Raw genomic sequence first — 24516 nt, 5'->3', positions numbered from 1 at the left:
ACTAGCGGATGCGGCCGACTCCGCCGAACTCGATCCACTCCTGGGTGAGTTGACGTGCCACCACCTCGGTGTCCGGCCGCCAGGTGGACACCTCGACGAGTCCGGGCTCGAGGATGTCCATCCCGTCGAAGTACTCCGCCACGTCCTTCTCCTGGCGCACCCGGCCCCAGTGGCCCTGCGTCGCGGTGTCCATGAAGTCGGTGACGAACTTGCGGACCTCGGGGTCCTCGCTGACCAGCTGGCACATCACCATGAAGCTGCCGGGAGCCAGCCGTTCGCTGACGCGGCCGATCACGGAGAGCGGCCCGTCGGTCTCACTGTCCGGGATGCAGTGGAACACCGAGTTGAACAGCACGGCCACCGGCTGCGAGAGGTCGATCAGCCGCTGGGTGTCGGGGTGGGAGAAGATCTCCTCGGTGTCCCGCAGGTCGGCGTGGATGACGGCCGTGCGCTCGTTCTGCTCGAGCAGGGCCCGGCCGTGCACCAGCACCATCGGGTCACTGTCGACGTAGACCACCCGGGACGTCTCGTCGACACCCTGGGCGACCTGGTGCACGTTGTTCTGGGTGGGCAGGCCGGATCCGTGGTCCAGGAACTGCCTGATTCCGTATCCGTCCGCCAGCGTCCTGACCACCCGCTGGAGGAACCGCCGGTTGTTCAACGCCAGGGCGCGAGTGCTCGGGACGACCTTGTCCAGCTCTTCGCAGGCCGCCCGGTCGGCGGCGTAGTTGTCCTTGCCGCCCAGGTAGTGGTCGTACATGCGTGCGGCCGTGGGCACGGTGGCATCGATCGACGTGGACAGTTGCTGGTCAGGCTGCATCGTTCCCCCAGATCCGTGCCGCGCCAACTGGACTGGCCCGACCGACAATACATATTAGAGAAACGGAAGTTGGGGTTACCAGCCCCCGAACGAAGGACACGGGAAAGGCCCTCCCGCCGGCCGCCGTTCAGCGGGCCGGCGCGAAGTGACGGATCAGCAGGGAAAGCCGCCGGTCGTGGCCCGCTCGGGGCAGTCGCCCGCTGCGCATCAGCGTCACGAGGCCGTGCAGTCCGCCCCAGAAGGTCTCGGTGAGGATGCCCGGGTCGTCGTCCCCGGCGAGCGGCAGGATGGCCTCGCGCAGTTCCCCGAAGGCGTCCCGCAGCGCGGGCGGCGCCTCAGGGGTCGCGAACGGCAGGTCGACGAGGTGCGTGAACATCGCGTCGTACAGTGCGGGCCGGCGCTCGCCGAAGTCCGTGTAGGCCGCGCCCACGGCGGCCAGCGCCTCGCCGGGGTCGGCCGGCGCCGTGCGCGCGGCCCGCAACTCCCGCGCCAGCTCGTCGAAACCCCGCACCGCGACCGCCGCCATGATGGCGCCCTTGCCCTTGAAGTGGCTGTAGAGCACCGGCTGGCTGTACTCGATCTCGGCGGCCAGCCGGCGCGTGGTCACCGCGTCCCAGCCCTCGTTCTCGGCCAGTTCGCGGGCGGCCGTCACGATCAGCCGCTCGCGCTCCGCTCGTTCGCGCTCTCGGCGCGTCTGGATCGACATGACTGTGATTCTAGCACTGCTAGCGTTCATGTCGACGCTATGCTAGCTTCGCTCCAGTCCCTAGCGCTGCTAGCAAGGAGATCCGACATGCTCACTCCCACGGCCTACGGCCTGGCCATCGCACTCGACCTCCTCGTCCTGTTCATCGGCGTGCGGTTCCTGGTGCAGCCACGGCCGGCCGCCACCGGTTACGGCGTCCCGGCCGAGCCGGACGGCGACGCCGCCTACCTGGAGATCAAGGGACTGCGGGACGCGGTCTCCGGCGTCATGGGCCTGGCCCTGCTGGCCTTCGCCGGTGCCACCGCCGGGGCCTGGTTCATGCTGACCGTGGCCCTGGTGCCGCTCGGCGACACCCTGATAGTGCTGCGCCACGGTGGTACGAAGGCCGTCGCCTTCGGTATCCACTTCGCCACCGCCGTGCTCGTCCTGGTGAGCGCCGGCCTGCTCTTCGCCGTCTGACGCGGCCCGGCGGCCCCCTCCGGCCGTCGGGCTACGCTTGACCCACGGACGCGAGGGCGGGAGGGCGGGATGGCCGGGTCCCGGCTGGACGGCAGGGTCGAACGCGGCAACCGTACGCGGCAGTCGGTCCTCCGCCGCACGGTCGACATCGCCTCGGTCGAAGGGCTCGAGGCGCTGTCCGTCGGACGCCTCGCCACCGAGCTCGGACTCAGCAAGAGCGGCGTCTTCGCCCTCTTCGGCTCCAAGCAGGAGCTGCAACTGGCCACCGTCCGCGAGGCCTCACGCATCCACGTCGAGCGGGTGAACCGGCCCGCCGCCGAGACCCCGGCCGGCATCACCCGCGTCCGGCGGCTCTGCGAACTCTGGCTGGAGTACTCGCGGAGCAGGGTCTTCCCCGGCGGCTGCTTCTTCTACCAGGCCGTCGCCGAGTTCGACGCCCGGCCCGGCCCCGTCCACGACGCGGTGGCCCGGGCTCAGCGGGCCTGGGCGGACCACATCGAGCTCACCGTCACCGAGGCCCGCGACCTCGGCGAACTCCGGTCCGGCACGGATGCCGCCCAACTCGCCTTCGAGCTGCTCGCGTTGATGGAGACCGCCAACGCTGTCTCCGTCCTGCACGACGAGACCACCGCGTATCGCAGGGCCCGCGTCGCGATCACCTCACGACTCCGGGCGGCGGCGGCCGACCCGTCCCAGGTACCCGAACTCTCCTGATCCGCAAGGGAACCGGCACGACGCCACTCCGGCACTCCGGCACTCCGGCACTCCGGCACTCCGGCAAAACAAGTAGCACGACCGTTCGCTCAGTTTTATGCTCGGGGCGACCGGCCCCCGGCCCCGACGTTCCGCGGCGGCCGCGGTCGCGCGGCACCTCGACAGCGGACAGCCAGGAGGACGTCACCATGACCACCACCGAAGCGGACATCGTCGGGCTCGACCGGATCGCCGTACAGGAGTCGCTCAGGGTCGTCACCTCGGCCCGGCCGCAGGACTGGGACCGGGACACACCGTGTGCCGGGTGGACGCTGCGCCGACTGGTGGCGCACATGACCGCGCAGCACCAGGGGTTCGCGGCGGCGGCGCGCGGCGCGGGTGCCGAGGCCGCGCACTGGCGCGAACCTGCGGCGCGTCCGGGCGACCCGGGGCGGACATACCGGGCGGCGGTGACGACGGTGCTGGCGGCGTTCGCCGAACCGGGCGTCACGGAAAGGGAGTTCGACCTGCCGGAACTCGCGGGCTCCTTCCCCGGCCGGATCGCCGTCGGCTTCCACTTCATCGACTACGTGGTGCACGCGTGGGACGTGGCCGCGTCGCTCGGCATCGGCCTCGAACTGCCCGGCTCCGTCCTGGAAGCGGCGTCGGCCGTCGCCCGCCGCGTCCCGGCCGACCCCGCGCTCAGGGGACCGGGCTTCGCCTTCGCGCCCGCACTGGACGTGCCCCCCGGGTCGGATCCCATGGTCGAGGCGCTGCGACTGCTGGGCCGCGACCCGGACGCGTGGCCGTCGGCACACCGGCGACAGCGGCCCGGCGCCCCGGCTTGAGGCTCCGGCCGCACGGCCCACCCTGTTCCGTGACCTCCGGCCGGTGGCACGGATTCCTCCGTCGCGAGGTTTGAACAGCACAGCCATCCCGCACGTACCACCAAGCACTGGCCAAATATTGGTTTCCAACGACCAGTTGGTTTGCCCCGGGAGGCACCTTTGCGGCGTATCAACGGCAGCGCCCTCGTCATCGCGGCGCTCGTCGCCACCCTCGGAGCGCTCGCGTTTCCCGTGTGGTCGTACGCCGACCGCTCGGGCACGGGCCAGGCCAACCTCGCCGCGGGGACGGTGAACACCCCATGGGGACCGCTGTCCGCCTCCGACCGCGATCTGATCGTCCGGGTGCGGCTGGCCGGCCTGTGGGAACTGCCCGCCGGGCAGCAGGCCATGGAGCGGGCGCCCACCAAGGCGATCAAGGAGGCGGGCGACCACCTGATCGTCGGGCACACGGACCTCGACAAGAGGGTGCGGATCGTCGCGGCCCAGCTCAACGTCGAGCTGCCGAACCAGCCGAACGAGCAGCAGCAGGGCTGGCTGCAGGAGCTGAGCGCGGCGACGGGCAAGGAGTACGAGAGGAAGTTCGCGAATCTGCTGCGCGCCGCGCACGGCAAGATCTTCCCGGCCATCGGCGGCGTCCGCAACGCCACGCGCAATTCGCTGGTGCGGCAGCTGGCCAGCGACACCAGCGTGACCGTGCTCGACCACATCACCGTGCTGGAGAAGACGGGAGAGGTCGACTTCGACGCCATCGCCAACGACACGGCCGCGGCGTCGACCGCCAGCCCCACCGGTCCCCCGCCGCCGACCATCGGCTCGCCGGTGGCCTCCGCCCCGCCGGTCCAGCCGGGCAACGGTGTCGATGTCTCGTCGAGCCCGTCGGCACAGCCGCCCGGCACGGTGAACACCGCCCGGCCGGAGCCGTCGGACCCGGACAAGGTGCTCCAGTAGCCGGCGCGGAAGCTCAAATGTTGCTCTGAACGTCCGCTCCGGTGGGTTCGGCGCCGGCTCCCGGGGCCATGACTCCGTCACGCCGGAACTCGGGCCGTCGTGAGGGGACGACACGCAAGAAGGCCCGGTCGAGGTCGTGACGGAGGAGGGGACATGCGACAGCCGATGCGGCTGGGTACGGGAATCGGGTGGCGGCCGGAGATCGCCGAGGCCGTGGAGCGCATGCCCGGCATCGACTGGGTCGAGGCCGTGGCGGAGAACGTGTGCCCCGGCCATGTCCCCGAGTCGCTGCTGCGGCTGCGCGAGCGAGGTGTCACGGTGGTGCCGCACGGAGTCTCCCTGGGACTCGGCGGCGCCGACCGTCCCGACGAGTCCCGGCTCACCGCGCTCGCCGAACGCGCCGAGGTGCTGGGGTCGCCGCTCGTCACGGAGCACATCGCCTTCGTACGGGCGGGCGGCCCGCTCACCGCCTCACCGCTCCTGGAGGCCGGGCACCTGCTGCCGGTTCCGCGCACCCGGGACGCGCTGGACGTCCTGTGCGAGAACATCCGCGTCGCCCAGGCCGCGCTGCCCGTGCCCCTCGCGGTGGAGAACATCGCCGCACTGATCTCCTGGCCCGGCGAGGAGATGACCGAGGGACAGTTCCTCTACGACCTGGTCGACCGCACCGGCGTCCGTCTGCTCATCGACGTGGCCAACCTGCACACGAACCACGTCAACCGCGGCGAGGACCCCGCCAAGGCCCTCGGTGAGCTCCCGGTCGAGGCCATCGCCTACGTCCACGTCGCCGGCGGCTTCGAACGCGACGGCGTCTGGCACGACAGCCACGCCCATCCCGTTCCCCGGCCCGTTCTCGACATCCTCGCCGACCTCGCGTCCCGGGTGACTCCGCCCGGGGTCCTCCTGGAACGGGACGAGAACTTCCCCGAACCGGCCGAACTGGAGCGCGAGCTGACGGCGATCCGGGGGACGCTGGAGAAGGCGGGACCCCTGCCCGGAGGGGCCGAGCGGGCCGAGGCCGTACGGGTGAGCGGATCGGGCGGCGCGGATTCCGGCCCCGACGTCGAGGACGCCACCCGTCAGCGGCTGGCGCTGTCGCAGGCCGCGCTGCTGTCCTCGCTCGTGGCGGGGACCCCCGTGCCCGAGGGGTTCGACCGCGTCCGGCTCGGGGTGCAGGCGCGCGCACTCGCCGCCAAGCGGGCGGACGTCGTGGCGAAGGTGGCCCCGGAGCTGCCGGAGATCCTCGCGGACGGCTACCGGCCGGCGTTCCTCGCGTACGCGCAGGGACATCCGATGACCGACGGGTACCGGCGCGACGCCCTGGACTTCGCCGGGCATCTGCTGCTGACGGGGCTCCCGGAGGGCGCGGAGACGCGGCGGCTGCGCGACTGGTGGCTGGAGCGATCGGGTCCGGCCCCGCTCTCGCGGCGGCCCGGGGCCCGGCTGGTCCGCGCCACCCGAAGGGCGCTGCTGCGCCGCTGACCCCGTGTTCCGGCCGGGCCCCGCGCTCGCGCCGGTCACGGCGCGCCGCCTTGACTACACCACCGCGGCGCGCCGCATCCGCAGAGTGTGCCCGGAGTAACACCGCTCTCTGTGAAGGTGCTGTGCGGGTCCGTTTCCTGTGATTTCAGGGCGTTCTGACGTACGCCCGAACTACCGCAACCGGCGCCTTCCACCCTCCGCTCGATCCAAACCTCCTGTACGGCAGTTGGCGTAGCGCCCGCAGTAATATGCCAACCCGCACCCAAGGCGCATTAGCGTGCGGTGCCGCAACAGGAGGCACCATGCGATCCATCAACCGCACCGGATTGGTCAGTGGAACAGGGCTCATCATCACCGCCCTCCTGGCGACCCTGGTCGCGCTGGCCTTTCCGATCTGGTCGTACGCGGACCGCGCCGGCACCGGCCTGGACACCCTGAACGCGCAGACCGTGCCGACCCGGTTCGGTCCGCTGTCGGCCCTGGACCGGGAGTTCGTCACCAAGGTCCGGCTGGCCGGTCTCTGGGAGCTGCCCGCGGGCCAGCAGGCGCAGGAGCGCGGCACCACGCAGGCCGTACGGACGGCCGGTGAACACCTCATCGAGGGGCACACGTTCCTGGACTCCCGTGTCCGCAGTGTCGCCGCCCGGCTCGGCCTGGAGCTGCCCAACCAGCCCAATCCGCAGCAACAGGAGTGGCTGACCACGCTGAGCGCGGCGCACGGCACGGAGTACGACCGGGACTTCGCGAACATCCTGCGCAAGGCGCACGGCAAGGTCTTCTCCGTGGTCGCCCAGGTCCGCGCGAACACCCGAAACTCGCTCGTACGCGATCTCGCCGACGACGCGAACACCACCGTGCTCGACCACATCAAGGTCCTGGAAGCGACCGGATACGTGGACTTCGACGCGCTGGCGGAGGACGCGGCGACCGCGAGCCCGCCGCCGCTCACCGTCTCCCCCGCTCCGCCCGGCCCGACGCAGTCCCCGCAATCGCCGGTCCCGGTGACCCCGTCCCCGGGCTATCCGCTCCCGCCGGCCGCCGCCCGCCCCAACCCGACGTCGACGTCGACGTCCTAGGGCCTGTCCGCAAGATCCCGGTCATCCTGTTCCGGCCGGAAAACGGAACGTCACATACCCACAACGCTCCGTCCCACATAGTGAATAAAGCATGGCGCCCGCCCGGCCCTTCGCATAGAAAAACGCCATGTTCTGGGTCCTTCTCCTGCTCCTGGCCTGGGCCGCGGCCGGCATCTCCTGCACCCGGCTGTGCCTGGCCGCCGTCCGTGCCGCGTCCGTCGACGCCGACGCGGCACGCGGGCACGACCTCACGTTGTACGAGGCGGCGTTCCTCTCCGGCGGCCCGGCCCGGGTCGCCGATCTGACCCTGGTGTCGATGGCCCGGCAGCGTCGGCTGCTGCTCGCGCACACGGGCTGGGCGACCGTGGTGGACCCGCGCGGGCGCGACGACATGGAGCGCTCGGTCATCGGAGCCATCGGCCCTGAGGGCCAGTCCCGGATAGCGCCGGTGCGGGCGACCGCGGCCGACGCGGACTCGGTACGCCGTCTCGCGGACCGCCTGGTCGCGGCGGGCCTGGCCGTTCCCGACGGCGCCCGCACCACCGTCGCGGAGGCGGTCCGCCAGGTCCGGGCCGCCGCGGCCGCGGTCCTCGCGCTGGCCGTCGCGGCCCTGCTGCTGCCGGCCCAGAGTACCGGGAACGAGGTGCCGGTGGCGGTCTGGTTCGCGCTCCCGCTCCTTCTGACGGTGAGCTGTCTCGCCATCGCCCGGATCGAGGTGCACCCCTACACGCGCTGGGCCTCCCCGGCCGGCCAGCGACTGCTCGGCACGCTCGCCCGGCACTCCGACGCATCCGGCGACGACCGTACGTACCTCACCTCCGTCGCGGTACGCGGCGTTCGCGCCATCGGTGAACCGGGGGTGCGGGCGGCGCTGACGCACCGGGACCGCGACGCCGGACTCGGCGGCTGGCTGCAGGGGGCTCGCGAAGGGGGCTGACGGGCGCTCACGGGGGCGCATCGGGGTCATTGGCGCCGACACCGGCGGCCGGTGCTTTACTTCGCCAACTGTCGAACGAAACATCCTTTTTGTCGCTGCCGTGCGCTGAAGGGATTCGCGATGAGAGCTGCCGTCCTCCACGGAACCGCAGGGTCCTTGCTCCTGACCGGTCTCGTCGCCGCTCCGGCGGGTGGCGCCCCGGCCTGGCCCGCCCCTGCCGGCTCCGCCGAGGCGCGCGGTACCGCCGTCGCCGCCGAGCGCGCCGCGGCCGCGGGCGTCCGCTTCGGCACGTGCGCCAAGGAAGAGCGCCTGCCGGGCAACCTCCAGTGCGGCACCGTGACGGTGCCCCTCGACTACGCCCTCCCCGACGGCAAACGGATCAAACTGACCGTCAGCCGCGTCAAGGCCACCGGCAAGGACCCGCACAACGCGAAGCACAAGGTGCCGCGCCAGGGCGCCCTCGTCTACAACCCCGGCGGTCCCGGGGCCTCCGGCATGTACTTCCCGCTGATCGGCTTCCTCCCCGAATGGAAGCCGATCGGAGCGGCGTACGACCTGGTCGGCTACGCCCCGCGCGGAGTGGACCGCTCCGCGCCGCTGTCCTGCCGGGACCCGAGGCGCCTGCTGAAGGCACCCCTGGAGTCCCCGACGTTCCCCTCCGAGGCGTACAAGAAGGAACGGATCGCGGAGGCGAAGGCGTACGCCCGCGGCTGTGCCCAGCGTTCGGGCCCCGGCCTGCGCCACTACACCTCGCTCAACAACGCCCGCGACCTGGACGTGCTGCGCGCCGCGCTCGGCGAGCGGAAGCTGACCTTCATGGGTGCCTCGTACGGGACGTACTTCGGCTCCCTGTACGCGACGCTGTTCCCCTCGCACGTACGCCGGATGGTCTTCGACTCGGCGGTGAACCCCGACCCCGAGCAGATCTGGTACCGGAACAACCTCGACCAGTCGGCCGCGTTCGAGGTCCGCTGGGCGGACTTCCGCGCCTGGATGGCCCGGCACGACAAGGTGTACGGGCTCGGCCGGACGCCCGAGGAAGTGCTGCGTTCCTACGAGAAGGCGCGGGCGCAGCTCGCCGCCAAGCCCGCGGGCGGCAAGGTGGGGCCTGCGCAGTTGCAGGGCGCGTTCCTGCAGGCCGGGTACTTCGACGACTACTGGCCGCAGCGCGCGCTGGCGCTGTCCGCCTATCTGAAGGGTGACCCGAAGCCGCTGGTCCAGGTGGCGGGACCGCATCCGGAGGCGGCCGCCGAACAGGAGAACGGCAGCGCGGTCTACCACGCCGTGGAGTGCAACGACGCGTCCTGGCCCACCGACTGGCGCGTCTGGGACCGCGACAACACGCGTCTCGCCCAGGTCGCGCCGTTCGAGACCTGGGACAACGTGTGGCTGAACCTGCCGTGCGCGTACTGGTCCGGGCCGCGGCAGAAGCCGCTCGACGTGCGGACACTGCCCGGGGAGCTGCCGCCGACACTGATCCTGGCCGCCGAGCGGGACGCGGCGACGCCGTACGAGGGCGCCAAGGAGTTGCAGCGGCGGCTGTGGGGCTCGGTGCTGGTGACCGAGAACGGCGCCGGCACGCATGGCATCGGCGGCGGCCCCAACAAGTGCGTCAACGGCTATCTGAACGCCTACCTGCTGGAGGGCAGGCTGCCCGAGCGGAGCGCGGCGTGCGCGCCGCACGCGGAGCCGAAGCCGCAGGCACCGGACAGCCGTGCGCGGGGCACCGAGCGCGCGAAGGGTGCGGCGGCGTCGAAGGCCTCCGCGCGCGTCGCGACGGCGAAGACCGTCCGGCAGGCGCCCTGACAGCGGCCACGAACACGGAAAGGCGGGCGTCCTCCCGAGGGCGCCCGCCTTCTCGTGGTGCGGATCAGGCGAGGCCCGCGACCAGTTCGGCGACGTCCTTGCGACGGCCGGTGTAGAACGGGACCTCTTCGCGGACGTGCATCCGGGCCTCGGAGGCGCGCAGGTGGCGCATGAGGTCGACGATGCGGTGGAGCTCGTCGGCCTCGAACGCGAGGATCCACTCGTAGTCGCCGAGCGAGAACGAGGCGACCGTGTTCGCGCGCACGTCGGGGTAGCCGCGGGCCATCTTTCCGTGGTCGGCCAGCATGCGGCGACGGTCCTCGTCGGCCAGCAGGTACCAGTCGTAGGAGCGTACGAACGGGTAGACGCTGACGTAGTCGCGCGGCGTCTCGTCGGCGAGGAACGCCGGGATGTGCGAGCGGTTGAACTCGGCGGGCCGGTGCAGCGCCATGTTCGACCAGACCGGCTCCAGGGCGCGGCCCAGCCGGGTGCGCCGGAAGAGGTTGTACGCCTCCTGGAGCTGGTCGCTGGTCTCGGCGTGCCACCAGATCATGACGTCGGCGTCGGCGCGCAGCCCCGACACGTCGTAGGTGCCGCGGACGGTGACGTCCTTCGCGGCGAGCTGGTCGAACAGCTCCTGGACCTCGTCGGCGTAACCGGCGCGGTCCTCGGGCAGCACGTCCTTCAGCCGGAAGACGGACCACAGGGTGTAGCGAATGGTCTCGTTGAGGTCCTTGGCCAGCTTGCCCTTGTTCGGGACCCTGCCGGACTCGGTGGTGGGGGCGTCGTCACTCATGCGGCTATTCTCCCGCGCCGCCGTGCAGGCTCTGCACCGGGGCGGCGCGCAGCGCGTCCAGGGCGCCGTCGTCGCCGCCGAGCCGGTCGACGGCGGCGTACGCGGACGCGATGCAGGCGGGGATGCCGACCCCGTCGTACGCCGCGCCGCACACCGCGAGGCCCGGCAGTCTGCCGACGTGCTCGCGGACGCGGGCCACGCGCGCGTGGTGACCGACGGGGTACTGGGGCAGTCCGTCGTCCCAGCGCGTCACCCGGGTCGCCACCGGATCGGCGTCGATCCCGATCGCCTCCCGCAGGTCGTGCCGGGACACCTGGACGAGGTCGGCGTCCGCCCGGCCGAGCACCTCCGTCTCGCCGTACCGCCCGACGGAGGTGCGCAGGACCAGCAGGCCGGGGTCCTGGCCGGCGATCCAGCCCCACTTGCGGGAGGCGAAGGTGGACGCCTTGATGGTGTGCCCGTCGACCGGCGGGACCAGGAAGCCGCTTCCCTCGGGGAGGGTGATGTCCTCGCTGCGGTAGGCGAGGGTCACCAGGGCCATCGACGCGTACTCCACGGCGGCCAGCTCGGCCGCGGCGGCGGGGGCCTCGGCCCGCAGCAGCCCGGCGGCGGCCGGGGCGGGCAGCGCCAGGACGACCGCGTCGGCGTGCAGGACACGGCCTCCGGCGACGACGCGCCAGCCGGCGCGCGGCCTCTCACCGGTGGCGGGCTCCGCCGACACGGTCCTGCGCAGCTCGGTCACCGGCGTCCCGGTGAGGATCTCTCCTCCGCGTGCCGTCACGGACTCGGCGACGGCGAGCGGCAGTTGACCCACTCCGCCGTCGATGCCCATGAACACCGGGCCGGTCTGGCCGGCGGCGGCCGCCTTGGCCTGGATCTCGCGGACGGCCTCGGTGAGGGAGGTGTGCGTGCGGGCGGCGGCGTAGAGCTGGGGGACGGCGAGGCGCAGGGAGAGGCGGTAGGCGTCACCCGCGTACACGCCGCCGAGGAGCGGTTCGACGAGGCGGTCGACGACCTCGCGGCCGAGGCGTGCCGCAACGTACTCGCCCACGGCGATGTCCTCGCCGACCTCCGTGCGGGGCAGGTCGGCGTCCCGCTCGATGCGGCGCAGGCCCTGTTCGGAGAGGACGCCGGCGAGGGCGGAGGCGCTGCCGGGGACGCCCATGACGTGGCCCTTGGGCATGGGGCGCAGGACGCCGCGGTTCCACAGGGAGGCCGTCGCGGTGGCGGGCGGCTGGAGGCGGTCGCCGAGTCCGGCCTCGCGAGCGAGGTCCACGGCCTCCGGGCGGCGCGCCAGCATCGACTCGGCGCCGAGGTCCACGCGCGTGCCCGCGATCTCGCCGGGCAGCAGCTTGCCGCCGAGGCGGTCCGACGCCTCCAGGACGGTGACGCGGGCGCCCCGCCCCAGCAGGCGGTGGGCGGCGGCCAGTCCCGCGATCCCCCCGCCGACGACCACGACATGTCCCGAACCCGTAGGAGTGTCCTCTTCGCGCATGACTCCACCTTCTCAAACCCCGCCGGCACCTCCGGCGGGGAGCCCGGTGTCCCGAGCGAGTCCGGACCGTGACCGCATCGGGACCGCATCCGTCCAACGTCCTGTGCCGGTCCGGCGTCGAAGAACTGTCAGTCGTCACCACCCTGGGGGGTAGCCCGCATGCTCACACGCAGATCCGGACGTCCGGCACGACCCGTGCCGCCTGTCTCGTCCGTCGCACCCGCCTCACCCGGCTCACCCGCCTCATCAGGACGCACCGCCCGCCCGGCCCGGGTCCTGGCGGGGATGTTCCTCGTCACCGCGCTCGCGCTGACGGGATGCGGCGCCGCCGATGATTCGGGCGGCAGCAGCAGCGACAAGGGGTACGCGCAGGACGCCGGAGACGCGAAGGCCGGCCCCGCGGAGAGGGCGGACTCGGGTGCGGCCGGCAGCGACAGCTCGGGCGGACGCAAGGCCGCCCCGACCAAGGTGACGGTGAACCGCATCATCCGCACCGCTTCCCTGACCGTCGAGGTCAAGGAGGTGGCCAAGGCCCTGGACGACGCCCGGACCACGGCCGAGAACGCCGGCGGCTACGTCGGCAACGAGACCACCACCCGTGACGGCAGGGGCCACGAGCGCACCCGCGTCGTCCTGCGGGTGCCCACCGAGCGGTACGACCAGGTGCTCGCCGACCTGGAGGGCGCCGGCAAGGTCGTCGAGCGGACGGCCAAGGCGCAGGACGTCACCGATCAGGTCGTGGACGTGGAGAGCCGCGTCAAGTCGCAGCGCGCCAGCGTGGCCCGGGTCCGCGAACTGATGGACAAGGCGACCAAACTGAGTGATGTCGTCGCCCTGGAAGGGGAGTTGAGCAGCCGGCAGGCCGACCTGGAATCGCTGCTCGCCCAGCAGGCGTCGCTGAAGGACCGCACGAGCCTGGCCACGATCACCCTCTCGCTGTCCGAGACCCCGGTGAAGAAGGCCGAGAAGAAGGACGAGGACCCGGGCTTCCTGGACGCGCTCCAGGGCAGCTGGGACGTGCTGGTCACCATGGTGCGCTGGCTGGCCCTGGCGATCGGGGCGCTGCTCCCCTTCGCCGCGGTGCTGGCGCTGATCGTCCTGGTGTGGATGCGTGTCGTGCGTCCCCGGCTGCCCCGTCGCCCGGCCCGGGCGGCGGCTTCGGGTCCGGCCCCGAGTACCGCCGCGGGTGCGTGGGCGGTCCCGGTTCCGGCTTCCCGCCCGGCCCCCGGTCCGGATTCGGCGGGCGAGGCCGCGCCGAAGGCCGCCCCGCCCGCGCGCCGCGAAGCCGAGGAAGGCGGCGAGGAGGACTGAAGTACCGGGCCCCCGTAGCGTGTTCGTATGAGTGTGAACGGTACGAGCGGTAGTGGTGGGGCCCGGGAACGACTGGTCGTGATCGGCGGTGACGCGGCGGGCATGTCCGCCGCGTCACAGGCGCGCCGGCTGCGCGGTCCGGACGGGCTGGAGATCGTGGCGTTCGAGCGGGGCCATTTCACGTCCTACTCGGCGTGCGGCATCCCGTACTGGGTGGGCGGCGACGTCTCCGATCGCGACCGGCTGATCGCGCGGACGCCCGAGGAACACCGCAAGCGCGCCATCGACCTGCGGATGCGCACGGAGGTCACGGAGATCGACGTCGCGGGCGCCCGGGTGCGCTCCCGGGACCTCGAGACCGGGGCCGAGGAGTGGACGTCGTACGACAAGCTCGTGATCGCGACCGGCGCGCGTCCGATCCGTCCCGACCTGCCGGGAGCCGGCGCGCCGGGCGTGCACGGGGTGCAGACCCTGGACGACGGACAGGCCCTGCTCGACTCGCTGGCGGCGGCCGGGGGCCGCCGCGCCGTGGTCGTCGGCGCGGGCTACATCGGCGTGGAGATGGCCGAGGCGCTCATCAATCGCGGGTACGAGGTGACGGTGGTCAACCGCGGCAAGGAGCCCATGTCCACGCTCGACCCGGACATGGGCCGCCTGGTGCACACCGCCATGGAGGGCCTCGGGATCACCATGGTCGACGACGCCGAGGTCACCGCGTTCCTCACCGGCGCCGAAGGGCGGGTCAGCGCGGTCGTCACCAAGGACGTCACGTACCCGGCGGACGTGGTGGTGCTGGGCATCGGTGTACGCCCCGAGACGTCGCTCGCCCGGGCTGCGGGGCTGCCGCTCGGCGAGCACGGCGGGCTGCTCACCGACCTGGCGATGCGGGTGCGCGGGCACGAGGACATCTGGGCGGGCGGTGACTGCGTCGAGGTGCTCGACCTGGTCTCGGGCCGCGAGCGGCACATCGCGCTGGGCACCCACGCGAACAAGCACGGGCAGGTGATCGGCTCCAACGTGGCCGGCGGATACGCCACGTTCCCCGGTGTCGTCGGCACGGCGGTGAGCAAGGTCTGCGATCTGGAGATCGCCCGCACCGGGCTGCGCGAGAAGGACGCTCACCGCGCGGGCCTGCGGTTCGAGACCGTCACCATCGAGTCGACGAGCCGCGCGGGCTACTACCCGGACGCCGCCCTCATGACGGTGAAGATGCTCGCGGAGCGCCGCACGGGGCGGCTGCTCGGCGTGCAGATCGTCGGCCGGGAGGGCGCGGCGAAGCGCGTGGACATCGCGGCCGTGGCGCTGACCGCGGGCATGACGGTGGAACAGATGACGATGCTGGATCTCGGCTACGCGCCGCCCTTCTCGCCGGTCTGGGACCCCGTCCTGGTGGCGGCCCGCAAAGCGGTGGCGAAGGTGCGGCACGGCGACCGGTGACGGGCGCGCGAGGATACGCGGGCTGCCGTTCCGGGCGGGTACGGCGCCCGGTCGACGGCCCGCGACGGCCGACGCGCCCGGTTACGCGGACTCGTGCCCTGCCGTCCCGTTGATCCGGTCTATCGCCTGCCGGGCCTGCTCCGCGGGCGGCCGGGCCGGCAGCGACGAGACCGAGGCCGGCGGGGCGACCGCGGGCGGTGTCTGGGCCGGCTTCGCGTGCGCCGCCGACCGGGAGGACCGCAGCCGGTGGCTGACGGCCTCGTCCAGGGTCACGGGCCGCTGCATCCGCGCCGCGAGACGTCCCGCCTCCTGGCCGAGCGCGGCGACGTCCTCCCAGGGGAGGTGCAGCACCAGGGCGATTTCCGCCTCGCCGTCGGGCAGGGCATGCATCGGAGGAGTAACTCGGTCGCTCATCGCCTGTGTCCTCACGTCTTCACGTCGTCGCGTCGAACCCGCGTCGCGTCTTCGTCACGGCGCGGGCGGTTGAGGAGACATACGGCTGCGGGGGCACATGTGTTCAGTGGGAGACCGCACCGGCCGCCGGGCCGGCCGGGCACCGCTCCGGGCCCGCCGGAGCGCGGATTCGCCGGGCACATCGGGGGCAGTACTTCCTCGTGGTCATACCCGTCCATGACGTGAACCCGGTGCGGCGCACGCCCTATGTGACGTACGCGCTGATCGCCGCCAATGTCCTCGTGTTCCTCTACACCCCCGGTCTGGCCGGATCGGTGGCGGGGGACAGCGCGCTCTCGCAGCTGTGTCATCTGCACGCGTTCCTGGACCACTACGCCGCCGTGCCGCAGGAACTGATCCACCATCACATGCCGCGCCTGGTGCCGACCGGTGACGTCGGTGCCGGGCCGCACGGCTCGGGCTGTGTGGTGGGCCCGCCGGACTACGACAAGTCGCCGCCGCTGTCGGTGGTCACGGCGATGTTCCTGCACGGGAGCTGGCTGCACCTGCTGGGCAACATGCTCTTCCTGCTGATCTTCGGCAACAACATCGAGGACCGGCTCGGACATGTGCGGTTCACGCTGTTCTACGTCGCGTGCGGTTTCGCGGCGGCGTACGGCTTCGCGCTGGTGAACGCGGACTCGGGCGACCCGCTGATCGGTGCCTCGGGGGCGATCGCCGGGGTCCTCGGCGCCTATCTGGTGCTGTATCCGAGGGCCAGGGTCTGGGTTCTCGTCCCGTTCCTGGTGTTCCTGCCGCTCCGGCTGCCCGCGTGGCTCGTGCTGGGCTTCTGGTTCGTGCTCCAGGCGGCGTACTCGTCCGGCGCCGCCGTGCCCGCCGCGGGCACCGTGGCCTACGCGGCGCATGTCGTCGGCTTCCTCGCCGGCATGTTCCTGGCCTGGCCGCTGCGCCCCGGCACCCCGCCACCGCCCGAGCCGCGCCGCCTGCTGTGGGGCAGACGGGCACGGCACGGCTGGTGAACCGGGGACCCGCTCGCGGAATGATCCGCGGAACGGTCCGCGGACGGGCTCTAGCGAGCCGTCTGCGTGTGCACGTACTCCACGAGGTGGGTCAGCGCGTCCGGGTTCATGCTGGGCAGGACGCCGTGGCCGAGGTTGAAGACATGGCCCTCCAGACCGGCGGCGGCGTCGAGCACCTCACGGGTCTTGGCCTCGACGGCCTCGGTGGGGGCGAACAGGACCGCGGGGTCGAGGTTGCCCTGGAGCGCCTTGCCGGGACCGACCCGGCGGGCGGCCTCGTCGAGCGGGACGCGCCAGTCCACGCCGACCACGTCGGCGCCCGCCTCGCCCATGAGGCCGAGCAGCTCGCCGGTGCCGACGCCGAAGTGGATGCGCGGCACTCCGTACGAGGCGACGGCGTCGAAGACCTTGGCGGACGCGGGCATCACCGAGCGGCGGTAGTCCGCGGGGGCCAGGGCGCCGACCCAGGAGTCGAAGAGCTGGACGGCGCTCGCGCCCGCCTCGATCTGCACCTTGAGGAAGGCGGAGGTGATCTCGGCGAGACGGTCGAGCAGGTCGGCCCACAGCTGCGGGTCGCCGTACATGAGCGCCTTGGTGTGCTCGTGGTTCTTGGACGGACCGCCCTCCACGAGGTAACTCGCGAGGGTGAACGGCGCGCCCGCGAAACCGATGAGGGGGGTCTCGCCGAGCTCGGCCGTCAGAAGCTGGATCGCCTCGGTGACGTACCAGACGTCCTCGGGGGTCAGATCGCGCAGCTGTGCCAGGTCGGCGCGGGTGCGGATCGGGTTCTGGACGACGGGGCCGACGCCCGGCTTGATGTCCAGGTCGACGCCGATGGCCTTCAGCGGGACGACGATGTCGCTGAAGTAGATCGCCGCGTCCACGCCGTGCCGGCGGACCGGCTGGAGCGTGATCTCGGCGACCAGGTCGGGCCGCATGCAGGACTCCAGCATGGGGATGCCCTCGCGCACCTTGAGGTACTCGGGCAGTGAGCGGCCGGCCTGCCGCATGAACCACACGGGCGTGTGCGGCACGGGCTCGCGCCTGCACGCCTTGAGGAAGGCGGACTCGTACGTGGCTGTCGGCTGCTGCCCGGCGGGGCTGTGGTTGGCGCTCACGACGGAAAGTCTCCCACGGCTCACGGACGTCACCGTCCCGGGCTCCGGGCCACCGGCCGCCCCCGCTCCGGCGCCCGGAGCACCCGCCCGGACGACCGCGTCCACGTGGCGTGATCCGGACAGGGGTCCCACGCACGGGTGTCTCTCCCTGCGCGCGGGCTCCGTTCCCTTTAATCTTCCCCGCATGGCTGCGGCTCAGGGACGACTGTCGGACGGCGCTGGCGGAATGGACGACGCGAAGGAGGAGGACAGGAATGCGGCGGAGACGGCCCCGTTGCCCTTCCGGGCGGCCGTCGACGGCCTGAGGGCCGCCCGGCTGCGGCCGGACATCGAGATCGACCCGACGCGACCACCGCAACGCCTGGCTCCGTACTCGTACGCGCTGGAGGCCGCGGTCGTCGCCGACGACGAGGATCTGGCCGACGGGCGCCTCGTCCTGCTGCACGACCCGGCCGGACACGACGCCTGGCAGGGCTCCTTCCGTCTGGTGACCCTCGTCCGCGCGGAACTGGAGCCGGAGATGGCCGCCGACCCGCTGCTCCCCGAGGTCTGCTGGTCGTGGCTGACCGGCGCACTCCAGGCCCGCGGTCTGTCGTACGGCGAGGCGAGCGGCACCGTCACGCGCGCGAGCTCGCACTACTTCGGCGGGCTCGCGGAGCGCCCGGCCGCCTCGCAGATCGAGATCCGTGCGTCGTGGACACCCCGGGAGGGCCTCGGCGGCGTTCCGGACACGGCCGCGCACCTCGCGGGCTGGTGCGACCTGCTGTGCCAGATCGCCGGGCTGCCGCCGGTGCCTCCGGGGGACGCCTCGGTGGTCACCCTCCCGCAGCGCCGGGGACCACAGTCCCGCTGACCCCCGAGAGGGCGCGCGCCGACGCGCGCGCCCTTTCCGTTTTCTTACCGGGCCTTTTGTCGATACGACCACTTTCGGCCGCGTATCGACGGGGAACGACTCGGTTCGATCTTCGGATGATCGATCGCGTGTCCGAATTGCGCGGATTGTTACTCACCACATCGTGATCATTCTCTAAAGGTCAATGGGTTTGATGCCGAAGACGTCTGTGACCTTGAAAGCACGGTTCGTCCTGGCTCGCCCCCCAGAGCCGGTCCCCGTCCCGCACCCCAGGAGGCCTGGTGTCCGTTCTCCTCGAGCAGCCCGCAAGCCTGGTCGCCTACCGCCCGAACAAGCCGACCGCCATGGTGGTCGTGGCCGACCCCCGGGTCCGCTCCACCGTCACCCGCCATCTGTGGGCGCTCGGAGTGCGCGACGTCATCGAGGCGTCGTCCGTCGCGGAGGCCCGTCCCCGAATCGGCAACCCGCGCGACATCTGTGTCGCCGATGTCCACCTGCCGGATGGTTCCGGCCTCACCCTCCTTTCCGAAACCCGAGCCGCCGGCTGGCCCAACGGCCTCGCCCTCTCCGCCGCCGACGACATCGGCGCCGTGCGCAACGCCCTCGCGGGCGGCGTCAAGGGCTACGTCGTCACCGGCACCCGTACGAACGTCGGGCTCCCCACCCGGCCCGGCGCCGCGCCCATCGGCTCGGCCGCCGCCCGTATGCACCGCCGCCCCCCGGGTGCCCCGAGCCACCCGGGCGGCTACCGCGAACTGTCCGGACGTGAGGTCGAGGTCCTGCGCCTGGTCGCGGAGGGCCAGTCGAACAAGGCCATCGGCGTCTCCATGGGCCTGTCCGCGCTGACCGTCAAGAGCCACCTGGCCCGCATCGCCCGCAAGCTCGGCACGGGCGACCGCGCCGGAATGGTCGCGGTGGCCCTGCGGACCGGAATCATCCACTGACCCCTGCCCGACACCGCCCCCTCCTCCCCCGCCCCGGCATCCCCCTCGCGCGTGAACCGGATCTTTCACTTGCCTGACTGGTTTGCGACCCTCAGACGCCCGTCGACGGAACGTTCCGTCGACGGGCGTCGTCCATACACAGATACCCTTGACAGGTGACCGACGCCCAAGAGACCGCAGCAGACAGCTCACTGCGAACCACCGGAGGCGGCCCTCCGGACGACGTCGAATCGGCGCCGATCCCTTTGCTCGAGCCCCGAGAAGGCATTCCGCCCGTGATCGCCGACGACGCCTCGCTCGCCGAGATGATCGCCGCCTTCGCCGCCGGATCCGGCCCGGTGGCCGTCGACGCCGAACGCGCGTCCGGGTACCGATACGGCCAGCGCGCCTATCTCGTGCAGCTGCGCCGCGAGGGCGCCGGCAGCGCGCTGATCGACCCCGTCGCCTGTCCCGACCTGTCGGGTCTGGGCGAGGCGATCTCCGGGGCCGAGTGGGTGCTGCACGCCGCCACCCAGGACCTGCCCTGTCTCCGCGAGATAGGCATGATCCCCACCAGCATCTTCGACACCGAGCTGGCCGGGCGCCTGGCCGGGTTCCCCCGGGTGGGCCTCGGCGCGATGGTCGAGAGCGTCCTCGGCTTCGTCCTGGAGAAGGGACACTCCGCCGTCGACTGGTCGACCCGCCCGCTGCCCGAGCCCTGGCTGCGCTACGCCGCGCTCGACGTGGAACTCCTCGTCGACCTGCGCGACGCCCTGGAGAAGGAACTCGACCGGCAGGGCAAGCTGGAATGGGCCCGGCAGGAGTTCGACGCGATCGCGCAGGCCGAGCCCGCGCCGCCGCGCAAGGACCCCTGGCGCCGTACGTCCGGGATGCACAAGGTGCGCCGCCGCCGTCAGATGGCCGTCGTCCGGGAGCTGTGGGAGACCCGGGACCGGGTCGCTCAGCGCCGGGACATCTCGCCGGGCAAGGTGCTCGGGGACGCCGCGATCGTCGAGGCGGCACTGGCCGTGCCCGCCAACCTGCACGCCCTGGCCGCCCTGAACGGCTTCGGGCACCGCATGGGCCGCCGCCAGCTGGAGCAGTGGCAGGCCGCGGTCGAACGGGCGAAGGAGTTGCCGGACGCCGAGCTGCCGCAGCCGGGACAGCCGGTGACCGGGCCTCCCCCGCCGCGGGCCTGGGCCGACAAGGACCCGGCCGCCGCGGCCCGGCTCTCCGCCGCGCGGGCCGCCGTATCGGCGCTGGCCGAGCAGCTGAACATGCCGCAGGAGAACCTGATCACCCCGGACACCGTGCGGCGCGTGTGCTGGGAGCCGCCCGCGGCACCGGACACCGAGTCCGTGGGCGCCGCGCTCACCGGCTACGGGGCCCGGCCCTGGCAGGTCGAACTGGTCACGCCGGTGCTGGTGACCGCGCTGTCCCTGAAGGCCGCCTAGAAGCCGAGGGAAGGCCGCCCGGAACCGAGGCCCTACGACGCGAGGGGCGGGCCGGAGCACGCGGACCGTCGGTCCGGGGCGTCTCCCCCGCCGCCCCGCCGGCCGCGCATTCCACGCTTTCCGCCCTCTCCGCGCGCCACGTGTGCTCCGAACGGGTTCTGGAAGCGGAATCGGGACGTCGACCGGACGGCGAGATCACGCCAAGATCCTGGGCCGCCCGACCGCGCCGCCCGGTTCCCCGGCCTCCCCGTCCTCCCGGAACGCCGTCGCGGCAGGTGGGGCCGCCGTACGCGGACCGTCCGCCACCCCCGCCCGCGGGGCCGGCCCGGAGCGGCGCGCCGGTGCCGGGCGCCCGCGCGTGATGGGCTTGGCCGGGAACACGCAGCCCTTCCGGATGTGACCTTCGCCGCTCCCGGCCACGGGACTGGGCAGGTTGGTTACTCGTAAGTAGCATGGGTGCTGAGCGCGCGCTCAGGCGTGTGTCCGCGCAGCAGTGCCATCCCGCATCTGGAGGAGAGCCATCGTGCCTCGTACCGTCAGGGACGTCGTCTTCGTAGACGGCGTCCGCACCCCGTTCGGCAAGGCGGGCCCGAAGGGCATCTACCACGAGACCCGTGCCGACGACCTCGTCGTGAAGGCCATCCGGGAGCTGCTGCGCCGCAACCCCGGTCTTGACCCCAAGAAGATCGACGAGGTCGCCATCGCCGCGACCACGCAGATCGGTGACCAGGGTCTGACCCTGGGCCGCACGGCCGGCATCCTCGCCGGGCTCCCCCAGTCGGTCCCCGGCTACTCCATCGACCGCATGTGCGCGGGCGCGCTGACCGCCGTCACCGCCACCGCGGGCTCCATCGGCTTCGGCGCGTACGACGTCGTCATCGCCGGCGGTGTCGAGCACATGGGCCGTCACCCCATGGGCGAGGGCGTGGACCCGAACCCGCGGTTCGTCAGCGAGAAGCTGGTCGACGAGTCCGCCCTGTTCATGGGCATGACCGCCGAGAACCTGCACGACCGCTACCCGACCATCACCAAGCAGCGCGCCGACGAGTACGCCGTGCGCTCGCAGGAGAAGGCCGCCAAGGCGTACGCCAACGGCAAGATCCAGCAGGACCTGGTGCCGATCTCGGTGCGCAACACCAACGCGGAGATCGGTGAGACGGGCTGGGGCCTGGTCACCGCCGACGAGCCGATGCGTCCGGGCACCACGCTGGAGAACCTGTCCGGCCTGAAGACCCCGTTCCGCGTCCACGGCCGTGTCACCGCCGGTAACGCCGCCGGTCTGAACGACGGTGCGACCGCGTCGATCCTCGCCTCCGAGGACTTCGCCCGCGAGAACGGCCTGCCGGTCAAGATGCGCCTGGTCTCGTACGCCTTCGCGGGCGTCGAGCCGGAGGTCATGGGCTACGGCCCGATCCCGGCCACCGAGAAGGCCCTCGCCCAGGCCGGTCTGTCGATCGAGGACATCAACCTCTTCGAGATCAACGAGGCATTCGCCGTCCAGGTGCTCGCCTTCCTCGAGCACTACGGCATCGCCGACGACGACGCGCGCGTCAACCAGTACGGCGGCGCGATCGCCTACGGCCACCCCCTCGCCTCCTCCGGCGTCCGTCTGATGACGCAGCTGGCCCGCCAGTTCGAGGAGCAGCCGGAGGTCCGTTACGGCCTCACCACCATGTGCGTCGGCTTCGGCATGGGCGCCACGGTGATCTGGGAGAACCCGCACCACAAGGACGCCGGAGGCGACAAGTGACCACCGCTGAACTCCTGAAGGGCGCAGCCGAGCTGTTCCCCGACGAGGTCGTGACGTCCGCGAACGTACGCCACCTCGACCTGCCGTTCGGTGCCGGGCGCTTCGCGCTCATCACCCTCGACAACGGCTTCGACCACACCAAGCCGACCACCTTCGGTCCTCAGTCGCTGGCGAACCTGAACACCGCCATCGACCAGGTCGAGAAGGAGGCCGCGGCCGGCGAGATCGTCGGTATCGGTGTCACCGGCAAGCCGTTCATCTTCGCGGTCGGCGCCGACCTCAAGGGTGTCGAGCTGCTGAAGAAGCACGAGGACGCGCTCGCCATCGGCAAGGGCGGCCACGAGGTCTTCAAGCGCCTGTCGGGCCTCGCGGTCCCGACCTTCGCCTACTACAACGGCGCGGCGATGGGCGGTGGCGTCGAGGTCGGTCTGCACTGCTCGTACCGGACCGTCTCCGCGGCCCTGCCGGCGTTCTCGCTGCCCGAGGTCTTCCTCGGTCTGGTCCCCGGCTGGGGCGGCTGCACGATCCTGCCGAACCTGATCGGTGCGGACAAGGCCGTCTCGGTGATCATCGAGAACTCGCTCAACCAGAACAAGCAGCTCAAGGGCGGGCAGGTCTACGACCTCGGCATCGCCGACGCGCTGTTCGAGGGCGCGGACTTCCTGGAGCAGTCGCTGCTGTGGACGGCCTCCGTCCTCAAGGGCGACATCGCCGTCGAGCGCCCGGAGATCGACCGCGGCGAGGCCTGGGACCAGGCCGTCGCGCGCGGCCGGTTCATCGCCGACAGCAAGGTGCACGGGGCCGCCCCGGCCGCCTACCGCGCGCTGGACATCATCGCCGCGGCCAAGGACGGCGACCTGCAGAAGGGCTACGACGCCGAGGACGTGGCGCTCGCCGACCTGATCATGGGTGGCGAACTGCGCTCCGGCATCTACGCCTTCAACCTGGTCCAGAAGCGCGGCAAGCGTCCGGCGGGTGCGCCGGACAAGTCGCTCGCGCGTCCGGTCACCAAGGTGGGCGTCGTCGGCGCGGGCCTGATGGCCTCGCAGCTCGCCCTGCTCTTCCTGCGCCGCCTCGAGGTGCCGGTCGTCCTGACCGACATCGACCAGGAGCGCGTCGACAAGGGTGTGGGCTACGTCCACGCCGAGATCGACAAGCTGCTGCTCAAGGGCCGCGTCAACCGGGACAAGGCGAACCGCCTGAAGGCCCTGGTCTCCGGTGTGCTGGACAAGGCGGAGGGCTTCTCCGACGCCGACTTCGTCATCGAGGCCGTCTTCGAGGAGATCGGCGTCAAGCAGCAGGTGTTCGCGGAGGTCGAGGCGGTCGCCCCGGCGCACGCGATCTTTGCCACCAACACCTCCTCGCTGTCGGTCACCGAGATGGCGTCGAAGCTGAAGAACCCCGAGCGGGTCGTGGGCTTCCACTTCTTCAACCCGGTCGCGATCCTCCCGCTCCTGGAGATCGTGCGCGGCGAGCAGACGGACGACGCCTCGCTGGCCACGGCGTTCGCCGTCGCCAAGAAGCTGAAGAAGACCGCGGTTCTCACCAAGGACGCCCCGGCGTTCGTCGTGAACCGCATCCTGACCCGCTTCATGGGCGAGATCCAGAACGTCATCGACGAGGGCACGTCCGTCGAGGTCGCCGAGAAGGCCATCGAGCCGCTCGGCCTCCCGATGTCCCCGCTGGTCCTGCTGGAGCTGGTCGGTCCCGCGATCGGTCTGCACGTCTCGGAGACCCTCAACCGGGCCTTCCCGGACCGCTTCACGGTCTCCCCGAACCTCGCGGCCGTCGTCAAGGCGGGCAAGCGCGGCTTCTACGTCTACGACTCCGGCAAGCCGGAGCTGGACCCCGAGGTCGCCGCGCTCCTCAAGCAGGGCGACGTCGTCCTGACCGAGGAGCAGGTGCGGGACCGGGTCCTCGACGCGGTGGCCCAGGAGATCGGGCTCATGCTCGACGAGGGCGTCGTCGCCGAGGCCCAGGACATCGACCTCTGCCTGATCACCGGCGCCGGCTGGCCCTTCCACCTGGGCGGCATCACGCCGTACCTGGACCGTGAGGGTGTCTCCGAGCGAGTGACCGGGAAGCGGTTCCTGGAGCCCGGCGTGGCTTCGGTTCCCGCGTAACGGCCGTACGGCATACGTGAAGAGGGCCTCCGCTTCGGCGGGGGCCCT

22 protein-coding genes are annotated in these 24516 nt (G+C 72.0%); 16 read left to right on the top strand and 6 right to left on the bottom strand.

Annotated elements, in window-relative coordinates; all coding sequences use genetic code 11:
• Position 1: 1 nt before the first annotated feature.
• A complete protein-coding gene (locus OG788_RS33550) occupies positions 2-820 on the bottom strand; it encodes an SAM-dependent methyltransferase (RefSeq protein WP_406374875.1) in 819 nt (272 codons plus the stop codon).
• 127 nt (positions 821-947) lie between these two features.
• A complete protein-coding gene (locus OG788_RS33545) occupies positions 948-1526 on the bottom strand; it encodes a TetR/AcrR family transcriptional regulator (protein ID WP_406374874.1) in 579 nt (192 codons plus the stop codon).
• Positions 1527-1613: 87 nt separating this feature from the next.
• Here OG788_RS33545 and OG788_RS33540 point away from each other — a divergent pair, with 87 nt between their 5' ends.
• The 8 genes from OG788_RS33540 to OG788_RS33505 all read left to right on the top strand — a co-directional run bounded on the left by OG788_RS33540 (position 1614) and on the right by OG788_RS33505 (position 9775).
• On the top strand, positions 1614-1985 hold the full coding sequence (locus tag OG788_RS33540) for a DUF4267 domain-containing protein (RefSeq protein ID WP_351535819.1): 372 nt from the start codon (positions 1614-1616) through the stop codon (positions 1983-1985).
• A gap of 69 nt (positions 1986-2054) precedes the next feature.
• A complete protein-coding gene (locus tag OG788_RS33535) occupies positions 2055-2699 on the top strand; it encodes a TetR/AcrR family transcriptional regulator (protein ID WP_406374873.1) in 645 nt (214 codons plus the stop codon).
• 188 nt (positions 2700-2887) lie between these two features.
• Positions 2888-3526: a TIGR03086 family metal-binding protein gene (locus OG788_RS33530; protein WP_406374872.1), complete on the top strand. Its 639-nt coding sequence runs from the start codon at positions 2888-2890 to the stop codon at positions 3524-3526.
• Between the two features lie 159 nt (positions 3527-3685).
• Positions 3686-4474, top strand: a complete 789-nt coding sequence (locus OG788_RS33525) for a DUF4142 domain-containing protein (protein WP_406374871.1) — start codon at positions 3686-3688, stop codon at positions 4472-4474.
• A 153-nt stretch (positions 4475-4627) separates the two neighbouring features.
• Positions 4628-5956 (top strand): DUF692 domain-containing protein, encoded by a 1329-nt coding sequence (locus OG788_RS33520; protein WP_406374870.1) that lies wholly within the window; start codon positions 4628-4630, stop codon positions 5954-5956.
• 302 nt (positions 5957-6258) lie between these two features.
• Positions 6259-7032, top strand: a complete 774-nt coding sequence (locus OG788_RS33515) for a DUF4142 domain-containing protein (protein WP_406374869.1) — start codon at positions 6259-6261, stop codon at positions 7030-7032.
• A 127-nt stretch (positions 7033-7159) separates the two neighbouring features.
• Positions 7160-7969: a TIGR04222 domain-containing membrane protein gene (locus tag OG788_RS33510; protein ID WP_406374868.1), complete on the top strand. Its 810-nt coding sequence runs from the start codon at positions 7160-7162 to the stop codon at positions 7967-7969.
• Between the two features lie 120 nt (positions 7970-8089).
• Positions 8090-9775 (top strand): alpha/beta hydrolase, encoded by a 1686-nt coding sequence (locus OG788_RS33505; protein ID WP_406374867.1) that lies wholly within the window; start codon positions 8090-8092, stop codon positions 9773-9775.
• A gap of 64 nt (positions 9776-9839) precedes the next feature.
• Here the strand turns inward: OG788_RS33505 and hemQ are convergent, their stop codons facing one another.
• Complete coding sequence (hemQ, locus tag OG788_RS33500; RefSeq protein ID WP_351535801.1) at positions 9840-10571, bottom strand: hydrogen peroxide-dependent heme synthase; 732 nt, start codon at positions 10569-10571, stop codon at positions 9840-9842.
• Positions 10572-10575: 4 nt separating this feature from the next.
• Positions 10576-12066 carry a protoporphyrinogen oxidase gene (gene hemG / locus OG788_RS33495; RefSeq protein ID WP_406374866.1) on the bottom strand — a complete coding sequence of 497 codons (1491 nt, stop codon included), beginning with the start codon at positions 12064-12066 and terminating at the stop codon, positions 10576-10578.
• Between the two features lie 285 nt (positions 12067-12351).
• Here hemG and OG788_RS33490 point away from each other — a divergent pair, with 285 nt between their 5' ends.
• Both OG788_RS33490 and OG788_RS33485 read left to right on the top strand, forming a co-directional pair.
• A complete protein-coding gene (locus OG788_RS33490; protein ID WP_406374865.1) occupies positions 12352-13377 on the top strand; it encodes a DUF4349 domain-containing protein in 1026 nt (341 codons plus the stop codon).
• Between the two features lie 27 nt (positions 13378-13404).
• On the top strand, positions 13405-14814 hold the full coding sequence (locus OG788_RS33485; protein WP_406374864.1) for an FAD-dependent oxidoreductase: 1410 nt from the start codon (positions 13405-13407) through the stop codon (positions 14812-14814).
• 81 nt (positions 14815-14895) lie between these two features.
• Here the strand turns inward: OG788_RS33485 and OG788_RS33480 are convergent, their stop codons facing one another.
• The gene (locus tag OG788_RS33480) at positions 14896-15228 is read right to left on the bottom strand and encodes a hypothetical protein (RefSeq protein WP_266763545.1); all 333 of its coding nucleotides are present in this window, start codon (positions 15226-15228) and stop codon (positions 14896-14898) included.
• 200 nt (positions 15229-15428) lie between these two features.
• Here OG788_RS33480 and OG788_RS33475 point away from each other — a divergent pair, with 200 nt between their 5' ends.
• The gene (locus OG788_RS33475; protein ID WP_406374863.1) at positions 15429-16247 is read left to right on the top strand and encodes a rhomboid family intramembrane serine protease; all 819 of its coding nucleotides are present in this window, start codon (positions 15429-15431) and stop codon (positions 16245-16247) included.
• 50 nt (positions 16248-16297) lie between these two features.
• Here OG788_RS33475 and hemE read toward each other — a convergent pair whose 3' ends face one another.
• Positions 16298-17365 (bottom strand): uroporphyrinogen decarboxylase, encoded by a 1068-nt coding sequence (gene hemE, locus OG788_RS33470; RefSeq protein WP_406374862.1) that lies wholly within the window; start codon positions 17363-17365, stop codon positions 16298-16300.
• A gap of 184 nt (positions 17366-17549) precedes the next feature.
• On the opposite strand from hemE, the gene OG788_RS33465 reads away from it, so the two are divergent.
• From OG788_RS33465 to OG788_RS33445, 5 genes are all read left to right on the top strand, one after another.
• A complete protein-coding gene (locus OG788_RS33465) occupies positions 17550-18218 on the top strand; it encodes a DUF3000 domain-containing protein (protein ID WP_351535776.1) in 669 nt (222 codons plus the stop codon).
• Positions 18219-18499: 281 nt separating this feature from the next.
• Positions 18500-19162, top strand: coding sequence for a response regulator transcription factor (locus tag OG788_RS33460; RefSeq protein WP_019073943.1), 663 nt, complete (start codon positions 18500-18502; stop codon positions 19160-19162).
• 155 nt (positions 19163-19317) lie between these two features.
• Positions 19318-20595: a ribonuclease D gene (locus OG788_RS33455; RefSeq protein WP_406374861.1), complete on the top strand. Its 1278-nt coding sequence runs from the start codon at positions 19318-19320 to the stop codon at positions 20593-20595.
• A gap of 523 nt (positions 20596-21118) precedes the next feature.
• The gene (locus tag OG788_RS33450; RefSeq protein WP_326784967.1) at positions 21119-22345 is read left to right on the top strand and encodes an acetyl-CoA C-acyltransferase; all 1227 of its coding nucleotides are present in this window, start codon (positions 21119-21121) and stop codon (positions 22343-22345) included.
• Positions 22342-24468 carry a 3-hydroxyacyl-CoA dehydrogenase NAD-binding domain-containing protein gene (locus OG788_RS33445; RefSeq protein WP_406374860.1) on the top strand — a complete coding sequence of 709 codons (2127 nt, stop codon included), beginning with the start codon at positions 22342-22344 and terminating at the stop codon, positions 24466-24468. The genes OG788_RS33450 and OG788_RS33445 overlap by 4 nt, the downstream gene beginning before the upstream one ends.
• Positions 24469-24516 lie beyond the last annotated feature (48 nt).

This window comes from Streptomyces sp. NBC_00647 (genome assembly GCF_045207245.1).
Taxonomy (GTDB): domain Bacteria; phylum Actinomycetota; class Actinomycetes; order Streptomycetales; family Streptomycetaceae; genus Streptomyces.
Note: the sequence above shows the minus strand (reverse complement) of the source record. Positions and strands in the feature narration are given on the sequence as shown.